This window comes from Pseudodesulfovibrio sp. 7M6, from assembly GCF_050058625.1.
In the GTDB taxonomy this organism is placed as follows: domain Bacteria; phylum Desulfobacterota; class Desulfovibrionia; order Desulfovibrionales; family Desulfovibrionaceae; genus Pseudodesulfovibrio; species Pseudodesulfovibrio salinus.
The window spans coordinates 3,421,682-3,436,652 of the sequence record NZ_CP188816.1; the positions used below are offsets into that span (position 1 = coordinate 3,421,682).

20 protein-coding genes are annotated in these 14,971 nt (G+C 59.1%); 8 read left to right on the forward strand and 12 right to left on the reverse strand.

The window, feature by feature from the left end:
- Positions 1 to 37: 37 nt before the first annotated feature.
- A complete protein-coding gene (locus tag ACI0FG_RS16020; protein ID WP_419786009.1) occupies positions 38 to 1,240 on the reverse strand; it encodes an ammonium transporter in 1,203 nt (400 codons plus the stop codon).
- Between the two features lie 292 nt (positions 1,241 to 1,532).
- Between ACI0FG_RS16020 and ACI0FG_RS16025 the strand changes: the two genes are divergently transcribed.
- The gene (locus tag ACI0FG_RS16025; RefSeq protein ID WP_419786010.1) at positions 1,533 to 1,979 is read left to right on the forward strand and encodes a hypothetical protein; all 447 of its coding nucleotides are present in this window, start codon (positions 1,533 to 1,535) and stop codon (positions 1,977 to 1,979) included.
- Here the strand turns inward: ACI0FG_RS16025 and ACI0FG_RS16030 are convergent.
- Entirely contained in the window at positions 1,976 to 2,500 is a 525-nt protein-coding gene (locus ACI0FG_RS16030; RefSeq protein WP_419786011.1) for a thermonuclease family protein, read from the reverse strand. The genes ACI0FG_RS16025 and ACI0FG_RS16030 overlap by 4 nt on opposite strands.
- A 57-nt stretch (positions 2,501 to 2,557) precedes the next feature.
- Between ACI0FG_RS16030 and ACI0FG_RS16035 the strand changes: the two genes are divergently transcribed.
- Positions 2,558 to 3,394 (forward strand): MBL fold metallo-hydrolase, encoded by an 837-nt coding sequence (locus ACI0FG_RS16035; RefSeq protein ID WP_419786012.1) that lies wholly within the window; start codon positions 2,558 to 2,560, stop codon positions 3,392 to 3,394.
- A 155-nt stretch (positions 3,395 to 3,549) separates the two neighbouring features.
- Here the strand turns inward: ACI0FG_RS16035 and ACI0FG_RS16040 are convergent, their stop codons facing one another.
- The 7 genes from ACI0FG_RS16040 to ACI0FG_RS16070 all read right to left on the reverse strand — a co-directional run bounded on the left by ACI0FG_RS16040 (position 3,550) and on the right by ACI0FG_RS16070 (position 8,490).
- Positions 3,550 to 3,762, reverse strand: a complete 213-nt coding sequence (locus ACI0FG_RS16040; protein WP_419786013.1) for a hypothetical protein — start codon at positions 3,760 to 3,762, stop codon at positions 3,550 to 3,552.
- A 312-nt stretch (positions 3,763 to 4,074) separates the two neighbouring features.
- On the reverse strand, positions 4,075 to 4,785 hold the full coding sequence (locus tag ACI0FG_RS16045; protein ID WP_419786014.1) for a hypothetical protein: 711 nt from the start codon (positions 4,783 to 4,785) through the stop codon (positions 4,075 to 4,077).
- 104 nt (positions 4,786 to 4,889) lie between these two features.
- Positions 4,890 to 5,501 carry a hypothetical protein gene (locus ACI0FG_RS16050; RefSeq protein WP_419786015.1) on the reverse strand — a complete coding sequence of 204 codons (612 nt, stop codon included), beginning with the start codon at positions 5,499 to 5,501 and terminating at the stop codon, positions 4,890 to 4,892.
- A 62-nt stretch (positions 5,502 to 5,563) separates the two neighbouring features.
- Complete coding sequence (locus tag ACI0FG_RS16055; RefSeq protein WP_419786016.1) at positions 5,564 to 5,992, reverse strand: hypothetical protein; 429 nt, start codon at positions 5,990 to 5,992, stop codon at positions 5,564 to 5,566.
- Between the two features lie 412 nt (positions 5,993 to 6,404).
- Positions 6,405 to 7,271 carry a hypothetical protein gene (locus tag ACI0FG_RS16060; RefSeq protein ID WP_419786017.1) on the reverse strand — a complete coding sequence of 289 codons (867 nt, stop codon included), beginning with the start codon at positions 7,269 to 7,271 and terminating at the stop codon, positions 6,405 to 6,407.
- Positions 7,272 to 7,354: 83 nt separating this feature from the next.
- A complete protein-coding gene (locus tag ACI0FG_RS16065) occupies positions 7,355 to 7,603 on the reverse strand; it encodes a hypothetical protein (protein ID WP_419786018.1) in 249 nt (82 codons plus the stop codon).
- Positions 7,604 to 7,659: 56 nt separating this feature from the next.
- A complete protein-coding gene (locus tag ACI0FG_RS16070) occupies positions 7,660 to 8,490 on the reverse strand; it encodes a phage capsid protein (protein ID WP_419786019.1) in 831 nt (276 codons plus the stop codon).
- 82 nt (positions 8,491 to 8,572) lie between these two features.
- Between ACI0FG_RS16070 and ACI0FG_RS16075 the strand changes: the two genes are divergently transcribed.
- Positions 8,573 to 8,848, forward strand: coding sequence for a hypothetical protein (locus tag ACI0FG_RS16075; protein ID WP_419786020.1), 276 nt, complete (start codon positions 8,573 to 8,575; stop codon positions 8,846 to 8,848).
- Positions 8,849 to 9,087: 239 nt separating this feature from the next.
- On the opposite strand, the gene ACI0FG_RS16080 is transcribed toward ACI0FG_RS16075, so the two are convergent.
- Genes ACI0FG_RS16080 through rlmN form a run of 3 tightly spaced genes read right to left on the reverse strand, consistent with a single transcriptional unit; the run spans position 9,088 to position 11,785 of the window.
- The gene (locus ACI0FG_RS16080) at positions 9,088 to 10,083 is read right to left on the reverse strand and encodes an asparaginase (RefSeq protein WP_419786021.1); all 996 of its coding nucleotides are present in this window, start codon (positions 10,081 to 10,083) and stop codon (positions 9,088 to 9,090) included.
- Between the two features lie 25 nt (positions 10,084 to 10,108).
- The gene (locus ACI0FG_RS16085) at positions 10,109 to 10,729 is read right to left on the reverse strand and encodes a DsbA family oxidoreductase (RefSeq protein WP_419786022.1); all 621 of its coding nucleotides are present in this window, start codon (positions 10,727 to 10,729) and stop codon (positions 10,109 to 10,111) included.
- Positions 10,730 to 10,741: 12 nt separating this feature from the next.
- Positions 10,742 to 11,785 (reverse strand): 23S rRNA (adenine(2503)-C(2))-methyltransferase RlmN, encoded by a 1,044-nt coding sequence (gene rlmN / locus ACI0FG_RS16090; RefSeq protein WP_419786023.1) that lies wholly within the window; start codon positions 11,783 to 11,785, stop codon positions 10,742 to 10,744.
- A gap of 240 nt (positions 11,786 to 12,025) precedes the next feature.
- Between rlmN and yedE the strand changes: the two genes are divergently transcribed.
- From yedE to ACI0FG_RS16115, 5 genes are read left to right on the forward strand one after another with little or no spacing between them, the layout of a single operon-like run.
- Positions 12,026 to 13,108, forward strand: a complete 1,083-nt coding sequence (gene yedE, locus ACI0FG_RS16095) for a YedE family putative selenium transporter (RefSeq protein ID WP_419786024.1) — start codon at positions 12,026 to 12,028, stop codon at positions 13,106 to 13,108.
- A 12-nt stretch (positions 13,109 to 13,120) separates the two neighbouring features.
- Positions 13,121 to 13,339 (forward strand): sulfurtransferase TusA family protein, encoded by a 219-nt coding sequence (locus ACI0FG_RS16100; RefSeq protein ID WP_419786025.1) that lies wholly within the window; start codon positions 13,121 to 13,123, stop codon positions 13,337 to 13,339.
- 3 nt (positions 13,340 to 13,342) lie between these two features.
- Positions 13,343 to 13,894, forward strand: a complete 552-nt coding sequence (locus tag ACI0FG_RS16105; protein WP_419786026.1) for a DUF3343 domain-containing protein — start codon at positions 13,343 to 13,345, stop codon at positions 13,892 to 13,894.
- Complete coding sequence (locus ACI0FG_RS16110) at positions 13,882 to 14,745, forward strand: NAD(P)H-hydrate dehydratase (protein WP_419786027.1); 864 nt, start codon at positions 13,882 to 13,884, stop codon at positions 14,743 to 14,745. Before ACI0FG_RS16105 ends, ACI0FG_RS16110 begins: the two co-directional genes overlap by 13 nt.
- Positions 14,742 to 14,957 (forward strand): hypothetical protein, encoded by a 216-nt coding sequence (locus ACI0FG_RS16115; RefSeq protein ID WP_419786028.1) that lies wholly within the window; start codon positions 14,742 to 14,744, stop codon positions 14,955 to 14,957. The genes ACI0FG_RS16110 and ACI0FG_RS16115 overlap by 4 nt, the downstream gene beginning before the upstream one ends.
- The last annotated feature ends 14 nt before the right edge of the window (positions 14,958 to 14,971 follow it).

Genomic DNA, 14,971 nt, shown 5'->3' on the forward strand with positions numbered 1-14,971 from the left:
TCTGCAAGCATGGGATGCCACGGCATCCCGCACCGCACTACATCTGATACCCGGTTTCGGAGTGTTCGGAAACATCCATGCCCCGGTCCTGTTCCTCATCCGAGGCACGCAGGCCAACCGTGGCGTCCACGACCTTGAATATGATGAAGGTCATGACAAAACAGAATGCCCAGGTGACGACCACGGACACGAACTGCACCCAAAGCTGATGGGGATTGCCCGCGATGAGGCCTTTCGCGCCAACCGTGGCCAGCACGCCGGTGCCCAGCGCCCCGAAGGTGCCGCCCAGGCCGTGAATCCCGACCACGTCCAGGGCATCGTCATACCCGAAACGGTTCTTGAGCATGATACCGCCGTAGCAGATCACACCGGCGGCCAGTCCGAGGACGATGGCCCACATGGGAGTGACGAAACCGGCGGCCGGGGTGATGGCGACCAGTCCGGCAACCGCGCCGGAGGCAGCTCCAAGGGTGGTGGCCTTGCCGCCGTGCATCCACTCGGCGACAATCCAGGACAAAGCGGCAGCGGCAGTGGCCATGTGTGTGGCCACGAAGGCGCTGGCGGCCAGACCGTCTGCGGCCAGGGCGGACCCGGCATTGAATCCAAACCAGCCGAACCAGAGGATGGCTGCGCCCAAAATAGTCATGGGCAGGTTATGGGGAATGAAGGCCGTGGAGCCGTGCCCCTTGCGCTTGCCGATGAGGATGGCGCAACAGAGTGCGGCCGCGCCGGAGCTCATATGGACAACCGCGCCGCCCGCAAAGTCGAGCGCGCCCATCTGGCCCATCCAGCCGCCCCCCCACACCCAGTGGCACATGGGGCAGTAGACCAGGATCAGCCACAGGGCGGAAAAGACCATGAAGCCGCCGAATTTCATCCGTTCCGCAAATGCCCCGGTGATCAGGGCGGGCGTGATGACCGCGAACATGCATTGGAAGATCATGAAGGTCATATGTGGCAGGTTTTCGGCCGGAGACCCGGCATTGGTCATGCCCACACCGTTCAGAAAAACAAAGTCCAGGCCGCCGATGAAGCCGCCGATATCGTGGCCGAAAGAGAGCGTGTAGCCGATGACGGCCCAAAGCACGGACATGAGCCCGAGCATGATGAATGACTGCATGATGGTGGCGAGCACGTTCTTGGAACGCACCAGTCCGCCGTAAAAGAGCGCGAGGCCGGGGGTCATGAACATGACCAGGGCCGCACAGATCAGGATGAAAGCGTTGTCAGCAAAGTTCATATGGGGATACCTCCGCCGCCCACAATGCAAAAGGAAGGCCAACTGAACAGTGGCGATTTTCCTAGGCTTCTACAAATTAGTATTTTTTGTACTTTACAATTCTGCAAATTTTGTCTTTTTTTTGCCAAATTTGTCAGGCCAACATATTACATATATGAATGTCCCCTGTGAACCAAAATCTTGTGCCGCGGAGAATTCCCCCCAGTTTGACCGGATGGCTTCCAGCCTGTATAGATTATGGAATCACGGCCGGATACTTTGTCCGGCGGGAGACCCAAAACGGGAGCTGCCCATGACGCGAACCAAAAGCGCGATCATCGTTTTCGTGGTTGTGGCCGGAGCCATCGTCACGGCGCTATATCTGGACTATACCGACACCTACGTTGCCGGCAGATTCCACAAGGCCATGGATGCGGGCCGGTTTGAATCCGGCGTGCCCTTTTCCCTGGATGCCTTTCTGGAATATTACGACTGGGAAGGCGTCTGTATCTGCACCTCGGACGCAAGCTGCCCGAAGCTGCGCACCCGAATGGGGCGCCCCTACACTCTGGACGGAGGAGACGGCACCTGGAGCCTGATCTTCATGAAATCCTATTATGTGGTTGCGGAAGTGCCGATCGAACGCGAAATGCTGAAGACCCCGCCCGATCTGGCCGGGCACTGTTTCGAGCGATGGGCCGCCATAGCCGTAATTACGGATATGGATAATGGCAGGGAGTTCTCCTTCGTGGGGGACTAACCTCCCACCTTTCCCGAGGACGCCCCGCGCCTATGCAGCTTACGCCACTCGTACGGCGTACGCTTCAATCCCCCGTGCAGCCAGAAGCCCCGCCGCTTGGCGCGAGCCTCCTTTTCCGCAGCGCGCAGCAAATCAAGGTGCAGCGTATTCGGCTCATAACGAACCGCCAGGGCCAGACCGGCCCGAACCATCTCCGCGTTGACCATCGTTTTCCCATAATAGACATAGGCGAGCAGGCGACCGTACCGATCCTTGCGCTGCTTGTCGTACTCCACCCGTAGCGAGCGGCCATAGCACAGGCGCAGGATCTCCTGTCGGGCCTGCGTCCCATACTCCTGACCATGCTCCGGCGCATCGATGCCGATAAGCCGCACCTCGCGGGAACGGCCCTCGATGACCAGCAACAGGGAATCGCCATCTATGGCGGAGAGGAATTGGGCGTCCCGCGTTTGTCCTGCAACGGCGGGAAGCGTCAGGGCGAGCAGTAGACAGAGGGAGAAAAGTGTGTTTCGTAGAGACATTGGAACGGCATAGGACATTTCGCCCGCGGCCGCCAGCCCCTATAGCGAGGAGCCCCTATGCAACTGACCTTTCTTGTGGACAACTGCTCCCTCATCGGCACCACCTATCTGGCCGAACCCGCCCTTTCCATCCTCATTCTGGACGAAGGGCACCGCATCCTCTTTGATGCCGGATACTCGGACGCGTTTCTCAAAAACGCACGCCAGATGAACAAGGACCTGCTCCATCTCGACTGGATCGTCCTCTCCCACGGACACTTCGACCACACCTGGGGGCTGGACGTGCTGATCCGCCACTACTTCGAGGCCGCACGGTCCGATGTACGGGCATCGCGCCCGCGCCTGCTGGCCCACCCCGAAGCATTCGTCACCAAGCGCAAGGGCGCTACCCCGGAAATCGGCATGCTCCTGGCCGAAGACAAGCTGAACACTCAGTTCGAGCTGGCCCTCAGCCGGGAACCAGTCCACCTCACGGACCGGCTCGTCGCCCTGGGGCAGATAGAGCGCACACTGGATTTCGAGACTCCGCCGCCGCTGGGCGAACGCATGGAGCCCGACGGACCGGTGCCGGACCACATGCCGGACGACACCGCCCTGGCCTACGTCTCGGACTCCGGCCTGGTCATCATCTCCGGCTGCGCCCACGCCGGGATTTGCAACACCGTGGAGCACGCCAAGCGAGTAACGGGCGTGGACAACGTCCGGGCCGTGCTCGGCGGCTTTCATCTGCTAAACGAAACCCCGGCCCGACTGGACCCGACCACCGACTACCTCGCCTCCCTGAATCTGGAAGCGCTCTACCCCTGCCACTGCACGGACCTGGGCGCCAAGATCGCCCTTGCCCGAAAATGCTCGGTGGGCCAGATCGGCAGCGGCGTGACGTTGGAGTTTTAGAAGAGAGTAAAGAGGGGAAGAGGAAAAGAGGAGAGGAGGCCGCCCTTGGCGGCGATGGACGGGTGATTTCGCCTCCGGCGGGCAAGGGGGAAGCCCCCTTGCATCCCCATTTCGGGGGGAGGAACTTCTTGGGCTGAAAAGGCTTGTATAGTTAATCAGGCGGGGCCATTTGTCTTATCCTCATCGTCAAACCGGCCACAGAAGAACGTCCAGCTGAAACCCCGCATGCCACTTGCAAAAAGGAAAAGCCCCACCGACATCGTCAATTCCCACATACCGGCATACCAGTGGACAAGCCCGCCACCAACCAAACCCATGAGCAGGCTTACGAAAAGATCATTCCACAACGCCTTGCTTCGTTTTTTCATCACCTGCCACCATCACGCTTTTCAAACTTGCTTCTGCGCGCAAGGTAATTTCCGAAAGACGCATTCAGACTTCCTGCGAGAAGGAACACACTCACGATGACCGTCATGTCCCAACGCCCAGTGATCCAATAGGTCAAGACACCGCCCACAATAGCTATTGAGAGTGCTATCAAGCAACTTTTCATGATGCTTTTTGCCGATCTGCCCATCCACAAACATCCTTCAGTCTGTTATTCTGCTATACCCTCAAGCACCTATCTTCCGTCCAGCAACTGACAGTCTCCACGCCCTACATCGTATGCGGGGCTTCTTCTATCTTCCTATCGCTTGTCCCACTGAAGCCCGCTGATTTTTGACGACGACCAGCGCCCCCAGAATCACTGTTGCGCCGATACCGGCCATCGCGCCGCCGACATAGTAAGCTGAAAAAATGGAATGAGGGCCGAAGGGAAACATCTGCAGGAATGGAACGACAAAAACCAGAGCGGAGGCGGCCTGAGCCGCGATCAATCCATCCTTGCCATCGCTCACCAGTGCCGAACTAATGAACATCACCGCGAGCATACCGGCATAAAAAACGGAAACACTCTTTAGCCCCACACTATAGATCAGCATAACGGGCATTCTGGAAATCAGGGTCAACGTAAGCAGCCACACCAAAAGAAACAGGCGCACCAGCCGATTTTGCGGCAGGCGCCTTCCCCGGCGAAAAACGATCTGGCCGCAAAGCCCAATAGCGATGCACAAGGACGCCAGACAGCCAGAGAAGAGAAGGTACGCGTCATTATTCAGCGCCAGAGGCAAGGTATATATGCACCGGTACCCCAAATGCGCATAAAACAGCAGGAGCAGATACCGCGCCCGTTTTAGCTCAAAGAATGAAACACTATAAACGAAAACAGCCAGCGCGAAATACACAGACTCAGCCAGCCCGTCAAAAGGGCCTGCCCTGCCTATAAAATAGGAACTCGTCAGGTACAACACATGCAGCAGGAACAACAGAATGATGGTGAATTTTCTCATGATTCTTTCAAATGGGGAGGTATCATCCCCTGTCCACTCCCGCCCCAACGGTTTGATATTCACGTTGGACTGGTGGGATTAATCTTCACCTCATCCGAGGTGTATTACCGAACACCCGACCCGATGGATTCCCTTAGGGAAAGAAACAATTCTGGGAAGGCGATAAATACAGTTAGCAAAAGCGGTATAATCCACCACCTCTTCCGCCAATACAAGAGACCGGTCAGAACAAGGCAGATAGCCCACGGCAGACGGGCCAGCCAATAAAATTCGGGCGGACCTTCTTCATACGCAAAAAACAACGAGGCAACGCTTAAAACGCCGGTCAGAGTGACGACGATCCAAAACCCTGCGGGTTCTTCCCAGCTCGCATCAGCGTTTTCTTCCGAATGCGTCGCCCCCTCTGCCTCCAACTCTTTATCCTCATTCGTCTTTTTCAGCATCGACCGAACAAGACAGATCAGCAATACAACTCCATAGGTGTAACCTATGAGAACGAAGTAGAAGGGCCTGAAACCCGGTGGATCAAAGCTGAACCACACACAAGCAATACCGACGGCAAAATTGCCGAGTATCACCCGTCGCTTTCCTCGTCCCGAGAAATGAACGCCGACAACGCCCTCCCTGCCGAGGATTAAAACAATCGCGCTGACAAAAGCCCCAAGGGCGAACACGCCCGCACTGAACGAGACAAAATTCCACCAGGTCCAGGACATTTATGCTCCATAAAGGCTACGCCAAGTCAAACGTGGTCACTAGCCTATTTCCGATATACCTTTCATTTAACTGTTCGAATTCGCTCTCCCAAATCACGTGCCATTCCGGGATATTCCCTTAATCCCTTTTGAATTTTTTTTGCAATCTCCCTGGAATGACGAACCGAGACAACACCTGGATTATCCAATACCGATTGTGCTATTTCGCCAACCGTACCAATCCGACCAAGGCCGCCTACGATTTTTTGTTCCGCCCAAGCCTCAACCGCGTCCTGCCCTGCTCGCTTGGCAACATCCTTGGTGACTTCCCAAGCCGCCCGACCGCCAAATTCTAACCCCTTGTGGAGGGCTTCGTTATGCCGCAGTTCATCTACCGTACGGTTCACCGCCTTTGCCGATCCCTTAGTACCTTCAACCACGGCTTTACCAATGCCGGACCACATCCGTCCTCTAGCACGATCAAAATCCTCGTAGGTTAAAGGCTTATTCATACCCCGCGCGAACTCATGCCCGGAGCCCTGGTTCGGGTCGATGCCCTGCTCCCGCTCCTATCGTTTGAGGTCCTCGGCGTACTGAGCGGATGATTTGGCAGCCTGGCGCTTCGCCTCGTATTTGCGATAGCCCTCGCTGTTCTCGGATAAAGGCATTTGAAATTATAGAAGAAAACAGGGTTCTGCCAGAGTTCTATTCGTCAGTAATCTTTATCCCGCTCTGATTCCAACTGCCGCCTACGGACCAAGTAAAGAATAAAAAGGCTGTTCAGATGACCTGCAACAAGGCAGCCTCCTACTATGATGGTAAGATCCCAACGCACGGTAAGACAATACGTTATGACACTTCCCAACACATCCAACGGCATACCCAATAGTAATCTTCTTAAAAGGGCTTTGGATATCGAAGTCATCACCACGCATCCTTTGGAGAAAGCAACACATCGGCAATAGGACCTAATACCTCCAAACCCACTCCCAATGTCCGAGCCGGAAAAGAGACACGATTTTCCAACTCCTGCTCAAGGACTGTTTCCAAGACAGACCCCGTTATAGAGTCACTTACTCCCCGCACCTTTTCCACAGGCGTTTTCTCCTTACCCCAGGCGGGGTGCTCCCGTTGTTCCCGCAGCCACTTGATATAGTCCTTCACAGGTTGTTTGCTCTGCGCGTGTTCCATCTCCGCCGCATCCCTGGAGGACGAGGGAGGCCGCCGCTCATGCCCGGAGCCCTGGTTCGGGTCGATGCCCTGCTCCCGCTCCCACCGTTTGAGGTCCTCGGCGTACTGAGCGGACGACTTCGCCGCCTGCCTTTCTTTCTCGTACCTGCGATACCCGTCGCCGCCCTCTGCAAGGGTGGTCTTGCGACCGGAGGGAGCGGCGGTTGCCGTTTTTTTGTCTGCAAATACCACAGGCTTGGACTCATCCCTGCCGAACTTGTACGACATATCTCCTGCACTGACCTTCTCGCCGCGGTGGAATAGCTTGTCATCTATTTCATTGCCCCCAACTCCACGGCTACCCGGCTTGTCCTGCTCGCCATAGTCGTGGTTCAGTGACAAGTCGAAGCCGTTCTCGGCAGGGTTCCAGTCCTTGGGACGCTCCGTAACCCACCAATCCGTGGGACGAGATTTGGAACGGTACTTCAGGCCGAGATTGCCGTCCCGGCGGACCGGCTCGAACGTATTGTCGCCATACCGTATCCAAAGCCGGTTCTCCTGCCCTGTTGATGGGTTATAGTGCATTTTTGTAAAGTTGTCATTATTGAATATTGAATCCATGATTCCTCCCGTTGTCCCGCCAAGCGGGGGCCTCCTGCAGGAGGCCCCCTGTTCACGCCTGGGGATTGTGTTTTGGATGCAGACTAGCTGCCGTTGACCACCGTGACCGTACCGGCCGAATTGGTCGCTACAAGCAGGTCCACGCCTGCGGCCATGGACGTGCCGGAGCACGCCACTATGATGTCGCCGGTGTCGAGGTTGTAGTCCTCCACGGCCTGGTTGAAGTAGCCCGAGGCCACGATGGCGGTCACCGCGTCCTCGCTCCGGTAGATGAACAGCTGCTGGCCGGGAACGCCGCCCATCAGCCGCATGTCTTCGCTCTTATATGCCATTGTATTTTCTCCTTATATTCAGAAGGGGGATGTCCCCAGTTTTGGTTTGGGCGCGGCTAGACGATGGTTGCGTCGTCGTCGCACTGGATGGACACCACGCCGTCGGCGTCGATGAGGCAGGCTCCGGCGCTGAGCATGTGATCCACGAGATGGGCAGCCTTTTCCGGCACCCAGTCCATGAAGGCCTGGATGTCCTGGCCCTCGGCCAGCCCCAGGGCGTTGCGGTGGTAGATGAAACAGCTGCGCGTGCCGCCGCTTACGGGCAGGCCGTTGTGGAACATCCAGGTGATGCCGAGCCAGGTGCGGGATTCCGTGCCCTTGAGCCAGGCATACTGTTCCCCGGCGTAGTCGCTGGACTTGAACTCCTGAATGTTCAGCAATTCATTCCACTGGTGCGGACCGACCACGGCGAAGCGATGGCCGTCGTCAGCCACATCATTGGCGTTGAGCGTGCCGAAGGCCTGGAGGATCTTGTCCTTGGTCAGGCCGGTTTCCGCCTCGGCCACCACATTGGACGCGCCCTCCAGCTTGCTGATGAGCAACTCGTCGATCTTGCGGCCCAGGGCCCAGGCACCGGCATCGGCCGCCACCTGCTTTTCGTCGAGCTTGTCCTTGATCTCGTCCAGCTTGTCCACGAACTCGGCGGCGTACCAGTCCGAGAGAGTGCACGACACGGTGGAGTGATCGAGGTTCATGAGCGGCACGTTGCCGTGGCGGGTCTTCTTCCCGGCCGCGCCCTTGCCGATTTTCTGGAACACGCACTTGGACCCGGTCACGCCGGACTGGATGCGGACGGTGTTGCGCATCTTGGAACCGCGATTCTGATACGCCTGATGCACAATGGCGCTGTACTCGGTGACAAACGCCTGATCGATGTTATTGGACATGTAATCTGTTCTCCTTTCATGTTTTGACGTTTCAACCACCGGGTCTCCGCTAAGGCCGGGTCCGGGTGTCCGACGCAGGTGCATGGAACCGTTCCACACGCCGCGCCGGGCCGAACCTCCCGCCTCCGGGCCGGTCGCGAACCACCATAAGCCCGGTTTTCCGCTCCGGGGAAAACGGCAAAAACAAACAGGAAAACGGGTAAAAAAAGCACAAAATGACAGATTGACAGGGGTGGCGAAAGCACCGCTTGGCTATAGCATGGTAGCCACTTTATTCGGGCAAAAAGAAGCGAAAGATGAAACCGCCTGCGGCGGGATGGACGTAAGATATGCCTCCGGCGGCCAGAGAACCTCTTGAAAGAGGTTCTCTGGACTCTCCAGAACTTTTTGATTGCGCTACGCGCGGTATGTAGGGAATTGAATGGGCTTTAATCTGCCCACAGATCAGGGAAAAAAGGACGGATTAAGGGGTAGGCTTCTGCAAAAACGCCCACCCCCGCGAAGCGGAACCAAAAAGTTTTGGAGATTCTTAAGAACCTTTTTCAAAAGGTTCTTAAGCCCCCGGAGGGCCGCCGGAGGCCTCCCCGATCTCCCTACTTACGCGTCACAAAACATTTCGCGGATATCACCCATGTCCTGAGTCAGGCCGAGTGCGCACATGAGCCGCAAACGGGCCTTGGGGCCGCCGAGCCGGCCGCAGAGGATGACGCCCTTGTCCTGGAGGTCCGCCCCGCCGCCGTAGTAGCCATAGATGGGCCATACGCCGCCCTCGATGCAGCGGGTGGCGAGCACCACAGGCACGCCGTCGGCAACGCAGTCCTCAATGGCCGGAACAATGCCCGGAGGCACGTTACCGGCACCGAAACATTCGATGACAAGCCCTTTCATTCCGGACGCTTTAGCATGATCGATAAGTGATCGGTCCATCCCGGTGTAGGCGGTAATGAGGGCCACGTTTTCCTCCAGAGCCGCAGGCCGAAGCTTGCGCCGTGAGGCGTGGGCCAGGGGGAAGCCGGACAGGATCACGGAATCGCCGGCCACATAGCCGACTATACCGGCCTCACGGGACTCGAAGGCATCTACATTGAGAGAATTGACCTTGACCACTTCGTGGGCCGAAAAGAGACGGTCGGTCATGAGCAGACAGGCGCCGATCCCGGCCGGGATGGGCAGCAGACAGGCGCGGACGGCGTTTATCAGGTTGCGCACGCCGTCGTAGCCGGATTCGGAGTAATAGCGCATGGACCCGGTCAGGACCACGGGCTTCTCGGAATCAATGACCAGATCGCAGAGATAGGCGGTTTCGGCCAATACATCCGTGCCGTGCAGGATGACCGCACCGAGTACCTGAGGCTCGGCCAGACACGCCTCGGCATCTCGCGCCAGACGGAACATGTCCGCCGGGGTCATGTGACCGCTCGGCTTGTCGGACCAGCACACGGGCCGGAGGGTGACGCCATCCTGCGGGGCCAGCTGATTGAGCAACTCCCCGAAGTTGTCGCCCGGCACCACGCCGTGCACGCCCTCGGCCGGGGACATGCCAATGGTCCCACCGGTAAAAAAGACTACGATTTCGGACTTATTCGCTTGCATATCCATGTGTCTCCCACTGCTTGGCCTAGAGAGGCTGCAACTTCCTACCATTGGCGGCCTGCTTAAGCCGCTCGCGGAATTCCTTTTCCGACACCGCTCCGATGAGCCGGGGCTGGTCCTCGATGAAAAAGCAGGGAATGGCCTTGACGCCCAGGCGTTCCGCTTCCTCATCCCCCTGATCGATCCGCTCGGAATAGCGTCTGTCTTCCAGCGCGACGTCCATTGCGGCGACGTCCAGACCGCATTCCTTTGCGATGGCCCGCAGCACGTCCCGGTCCCCGAGGTCCCGCCCTTCCGTAAAGTAGGCCCGGAACGCGGCATGGTGGAAATCTTTGTAATGTCCAGCGTCCCTGGCAAACTCGGCGGCCTCAAGCGCGAGGCGAGAATTGCTCAACCGCTCCATGTCGCAAAAGGTGAGGCCATACGGCTCACCCCGCTCGCGAAGCGTGGCAGTCACCTGCTCCAGGTCAAAGGGATCGACCATTTCCAGGACGTCCACGCCCTCGGGCGGCGTCTCCGGGTGCAGTTCGTGGCCCACCCAGGTTACGTCCAGATCAAACTCATCCGATAATTTATCGATAATCCCAGAAGCAACGTAGCAGAAGGGACAGACAAAATCTGAAAAGATACGAACGGTAATCGACACTATTTTCTCCGACTAAGCGTTGCGGCTTATTTCGTCCGCCTTGAGCTGCCCACAGGCCGCTTTGATATCCGCCCCCATGGAGCGGCGAATAAAGGCGGTCAGGCCATGATCCCAGAGGCGCTTCTCAAAGGCCAACACCTGATCCGGGTCCGGTGCGCCGTAGGGCATCCCTTCGGTGGCGTTGTAGGCGATGAGATTGATCTTGCCCCGCCTGCGGTCGATGAGCCGGGCCAGTTGGTCCGCGTGCTCCATGGAGTCGTTGACACCTTTCAGCAGCAGGTATTCGAAGGTAATGCGTTCGCGCGGACGCATGGGATAGGCGTTGACCGCACGCATCAGCTCATCCAGCGGCACCTTGGCCGCCTTGGGCATGATCCGGGCGCGCAGTTCCTGGGTAGGGGCATGCAGAGAGATGGCGGGCAGAGCTATTTCCAGATCGCCCAGAATCTTGAGCTTGTCCGGGAAACCTACAGTGGAGACCATGGACCGTCGCCAGGAAAGGGACAGGCCACGCTCGCACGGCAGGTCGGTGAGCACCTTGATAAGGGTATCCAGATTGAGCAGCGGCTCGCCCATGCCCATGAACACGAGATTCTTGAGGGGCGCGAGCCCCTGGTCCTCCAGGTACTGCCGCCCGGCCAGAATCTGGCCCATGATCTCGCCATAGGTCAGATTGCGCTCGAAACCGAGCTGGCCCGTATTGCAGAAGGTGCAGGCCATGGCGCACCCCACCTGGGTGGAGAGGCACTGGGAGTAGCGGTCCTGCATGGGAATGAGCACGGTCTCGATGAGCTTGCCGTCCCCAAGGCGCAGCAGCAGCTTGATGGTACCGTCCGAGCTGGAGGCCACCCGGGCTATCTCCGGCCAGGCAATGACGGCCATGGACGCAAGTTTTTCGCGCAGGGGACGGGAAAGGTTGGTCATGGCGTCCACTTCGCGCACGCGCTTTTGCCACAGCCACTGCCAGATCTGCTCTGCCCGGTAGCGTGGTTCGCGGAGGTCCTCGGCCACAAAGGCCTCAAGGTCGTTCTTGTTCAGCTCAATAAGATTTTGCATGGCGTCTCCCTTGTAGGACATTGCCCCCTTCTGTCAAGGGCGTCGAGCAAAAGCGACTTGCGGCGCCATATGGTGCCAACCCGGTGGAAAGTGAAATATGCAAGACACGAAATAGATTCCTTCTATAAGTAAAATAGGTGTGATATGCATGACCAGTCCGCCAACAACCGGATGGGTTGTTCGTGTCCAAGGTTGAGGTTTTGGGGGCTTATTTTCAACCGTTACATGCAAGGAGGAGGTATGAACAACTTTTTCGCCACAAGGGCCGGAATCATTGCCGTGGGGCTGATTATCGGCTGCCTTGCCGCGTTGCTCCAGTACCTGGGCAATCCAGGCAACATGGGCATCTGCGTCGCCTGCTTCGAGCGCGACATTGCCGGAGCCGTCGGTATGCACCGCGCCGGTGTGGTGCAGTACATGCGGCCGGAGATCTTCGGCTTCGTGCTTGGCGGGCTCGGTGCCGCATTCTTCGGCAAAGACTTCCGGCCCCGCGCCGGGTCCGCGCCTATTGTCCGCTTCATTCTGGGCATCTTCGCCATGATCGGGGCGCTGGTGTTCCTGGGTTGCCCATGGCGCGCCATTCTCCGCCTGGCGGGCGGAGACATGAATGCCCTGTTCGGCATCGCCGGGCTTATCGTGGGCATCGGCATCGGCACCCTGTTCTTCAAGCAGGGCTATAACCTCGGCCGCAGCCAGAAAACCTACACCTCGGTGGGTCTGCTCATGCCGCTGGTCATGGCCGGTTTCCTGGCCCTGATGCTCATCTACCCGCAGGTGACGGGCGAGCCCAAATCCGGCGTGCTCTTCTATAGCACCAAAGGCCCCGGCGCCATGCACGCCCCGCTGCTTATCTCCCTGGGCGTCGGCCTGCTGGTGGGTGTAATGGCCCAGCGCAGCCGATTCTGCACCATGGGCGCCTTCCGCGACCTGATCCTGTTCAAGCAGATTCACCTGCTCTCCGGCGTGGTGGCCCTGCTCGCCGCCGCATTCCTGGTCAACCTGATCCTCGGCCAGTTCCACCCCGGCTTCGACGGCCAGCCCGTGGCCCACACGCAGGGACTGTGGAACTTCATGGGCATGGTCCTGGCCGGACTCTGCTTTGCCCTGGCGGGCGGCTGCCCGGGCCGCCAGCTCTTCATGGCCGGTGAGGGCGACGGCGACGCAGCCGTGTTCGTCTTCGGCATGATCGTGGGCGCGGCCTTTGCCCACAACTTCGGTCTGGCAAGCTCGCCCAAGGGCGTGGGACCGCACGGCATCGCCGCCGTGTTCATCGGCCTGGCCGTCTGTCTGTTCATCGGCCTGACCATGCGCAAGAAAGCCTAAGAGAGGTACATAATGAGCGAAACCATCGACGAGAGGGGCCTCTCCTGCCCCCAGCCGGTTCTGGATACCCTGGCCAAGATAACGGCCATGGGCTCGGGGACACTCGACGTCCTGCTGGACACCGAGGCCTCCAAGGAAAACGTGTGCCGTGCCGCGGAGGGCAAGGGATGGCGCGTGGAATCTATTACGGAAAAGGATGGTGAATACACCGTCCAGCTCAGAGGGGACTAGACCTTGGGTCTGTCCGGACTCTTCAGGAAATCCGACCCCGGTCCGACCGCAGGCAAGCGTGCGGACCGGGGCATCCTGGTCTTCGATACCACCAGTGAGGTCATCCGGGCGGAGAAGGCGCTCAAGGACTCGGGCCGCGAAATCCGCGTCATGGGTCCGCCACCGGAAATCCGTAACGGATGCGACCTTGTGGTGGAATTTCCCCTCATGGAAAAACTGGACGTATTGCGCGTTCTGGAGGAAACCGGTGTTGAGCCGCTGGAAATCGTCCCCGTGACCGGTCCGCTCCTCACCCCGGTGGATCTCTTTCAGGTCAGGGACTTCGGCGACCATCTGATGGTCCGCGCTGCCAACATGAAGCTGACCATCGAAAAGGCGACCCGGACCATCGTCAACGTATCGGGCGGCGGCTGCCCGGACGTGCCCTACATAGCTGCCCGGCTCATCGGCCGCACCCTGGACACCGCCCCGGCCCCGCGCGAAATAGGCCATACCCTGTGCGGCTACGCCCTGGAGCTGGCCTATGAGGAGATACAACGTTTATGCTCGCCATAGTCGGCACCATACCTGACCCGGAAATTTCGGTGCTGGACGGCCCGGCCCGGATGCAGGACTCCGTCCTGACGGTCAACGATCGTCCCATCCCGCCGGACCGCGGCACCCCGGCGCTGTTGACGGCGGCCTGCGCGGCCTGCGAATTTCTCGGCATCGACCTGCCCCATGCCTTCCTCGTGGGCGACGAAGGGTTGGGCAACGGCAGCCGAACCCTCTATCATCACCTGACCGACACCCTGCCCATGCGGAACTTTTCGGTTCTGGCCTTCCACTACCTCCAGCCCGATGTGGACTGGCACAACAAGGTGCTGCTGGCCGTGCTTTCCATGCGCGAGCGCCCCACCCTGGTGGCGGATGCCGGGTTCATGTACGCGGCCAAGATGAGCGGCGAGGCGGGCCAGTACGCCCTGTTCACACCCGACGCCGGCGAACTGGCTTTTCTGGCCGACGAAGACGCGCCGCACCCCTTTTATACGCGCGGCTTCATCCTTCAGGAGGAAGAGCGTGTGCCGGACCTGATCAGCCGCGCCTACGAGCACGGTAATGCAGCCGCCTGCCTGCTGGTGAAGGGCAGCACCGACCGCATTGCGGACCAGACCGGCATTCTGGCCGAAATCTCCGAACCGTCCGAACCGGCCATGGAAGCCATGGGCGGCACGGGCGACACAGTAACCGGCATGGCCTGCGCCCTGATGGAATCGGGCCTGGAAACACCGCTGGCCGCCCGCATCGCGGCCCAGGCCAACCGCTACGCAGGGCAGGCGGCCCGTCCCACACCGGCCTCCCAGATAGTCGAACTCATCGCCCACATCCCGGAAGCCCTGCAACGCGCCATGAAGGAACTGGCATGACCCGCGATACCCCGCGCATTACCCCGGATATGACCATCCTCGACATCGTGGCCAAGTACCGCGCCACCGAAGAGGTCTTCCGCGCCCGGGACGAACAGGCGGGTGAATGCATCCTGTGCAACGCCCTCTTCGAGACCGTGACCGACGCGACGACGCGCTACGGACTGGACCTCCACGCGCTGTTGGCGGACCTGGAAAAGGCGGCGGAGTAGTCCGCCAACAATCA

Bases quoted from the DNA above. Each gene is read 5' to 3' on its own strand.
- ACI0FG_RS16115 (WP_419786028.1), top strand. From the start codon at position 14,742: ATGACCCGCGATACCCCGCGCATTACCCCGGATATGACCATCCTCGAC.
- ACI0FG_RS16070 (WP_419786019.1), bottom strand. From the start codon at position 8,490: ATGTCCAATAACATCGATCAGGCGTTTGTCACCGAGTACAGCGCCATT.
- rlmN (WP_419786023.1), bottom strand. From the start codon at position 11,785: ATGCAAAATCTTATTGAGCTGAACAAGAACGACCTTGAGGCCTTTGTG.
- yedE (WP_419786024.1), top strand. From the start codon at position 12,026: ATGAACAACTTTTTCGCCACAAGGGCCGGAATCATTGCCGTGGGGCTG.
- ACI0FG_RS16050 (WP_419786015.1), bottom strand. From the start codon at position 5,501: ATGTCCTGGACCTGGTGGAATTTTGTCTCGTTCAGTGCGGGCGTGTTC.
- ACI0FG_RS16045 (WP_419786014.1), bottom strand. From the start codon at position 4,785: ATGAGAAAATTCACCATCATTCTGTTGTTCCTGCTGCATGTGTTGTAC.
- ACI0FG_RS16040 (WP_419786013.1), bottom strand. From the start codon at position 3,762: ATGAAAAAACGAAGCAAGGCGTTGTGGAATGATCTTTTCGTAAGCCTG.
- ACI0FG_RS16030 (WP_419786011.1), bottom strand. From the start codon at position 2,500: ATGTCTCTACGAAACACACTTTTCTCCCTCTGTCTACTGCTCGCCCTG.
- ACI0FG_RS16055 (WP_419786016.1), bottom strand. From the start codon at position 5,992: ATGAATAAGCCTTTAACCTACGAGGATTTTGATCGTGCTAGAGGACGG.
- ACI0FG_RS16020 (WP_419786009.1), bottom strand. From the start codon at position 1,240: ATGAACTTTGCTGACAACGCTTTCATCCTGATCTGTGCGGCCCTGGTC.
- ACI0FG_RS16065 (WP_419786018.1), bottom strand. From the start codon at position 7,603: ATGGCATATAAGAGCGAAGACATGCGGCTGATGGGCGGCGTTCCCGGC.
- ACI0FG_RS16080 (WP_419786021.1), bottom strand. From the start codon at position 10,083: ATGCAAGCGAATAAGTCCGAAATCGTAGTCTTTTTTACCGGTGGGACC.
- ACI0FG_RS16100 (WP_419786025.1), top strand. From the start codon at position 13,121: ATGAGCGAAACCATCGACGAGAGGGGCCTCTCCTGCCCCCAGCCGGTT.
- ACI0FG_RS16060 (WP_419786017.1), bottom strand. From the start codon at position 7,271: ATGGATTCAATATTCAATAATGACAACTTTACAAAAATGCACTATAAC.
- ACI0FG_RS16035 (WP_419786012.1), top strand. From the start codon at position 2,558: ATGCAACTGACCTTTCTTGTGGACAACTGCTCCCTCATCGGCACCACC.
- ACI0FG_RS16075 (WP_419786020.1), top strand. From the start codon at position 8,573: ATGGAACCGTTCCACACGCCGCGCCGGGCCGAACCTCCCGCCTCCGGG.
- ACI0FG_RS16025 (WP_419786010.1), top strand. From the start codon at position 1,533: ATGACGCGAACCAAAAGCGCGATCATCGTTTTCGTGGTTGTGGCCGGA.
- ACI0FG_RS16110 (WP_419786027.1), top strand. From the start codon at position 13,882: ATGCTCGCCATAGTCGGCACCATACCTGACCCGGAAATTTCGGTGCTG.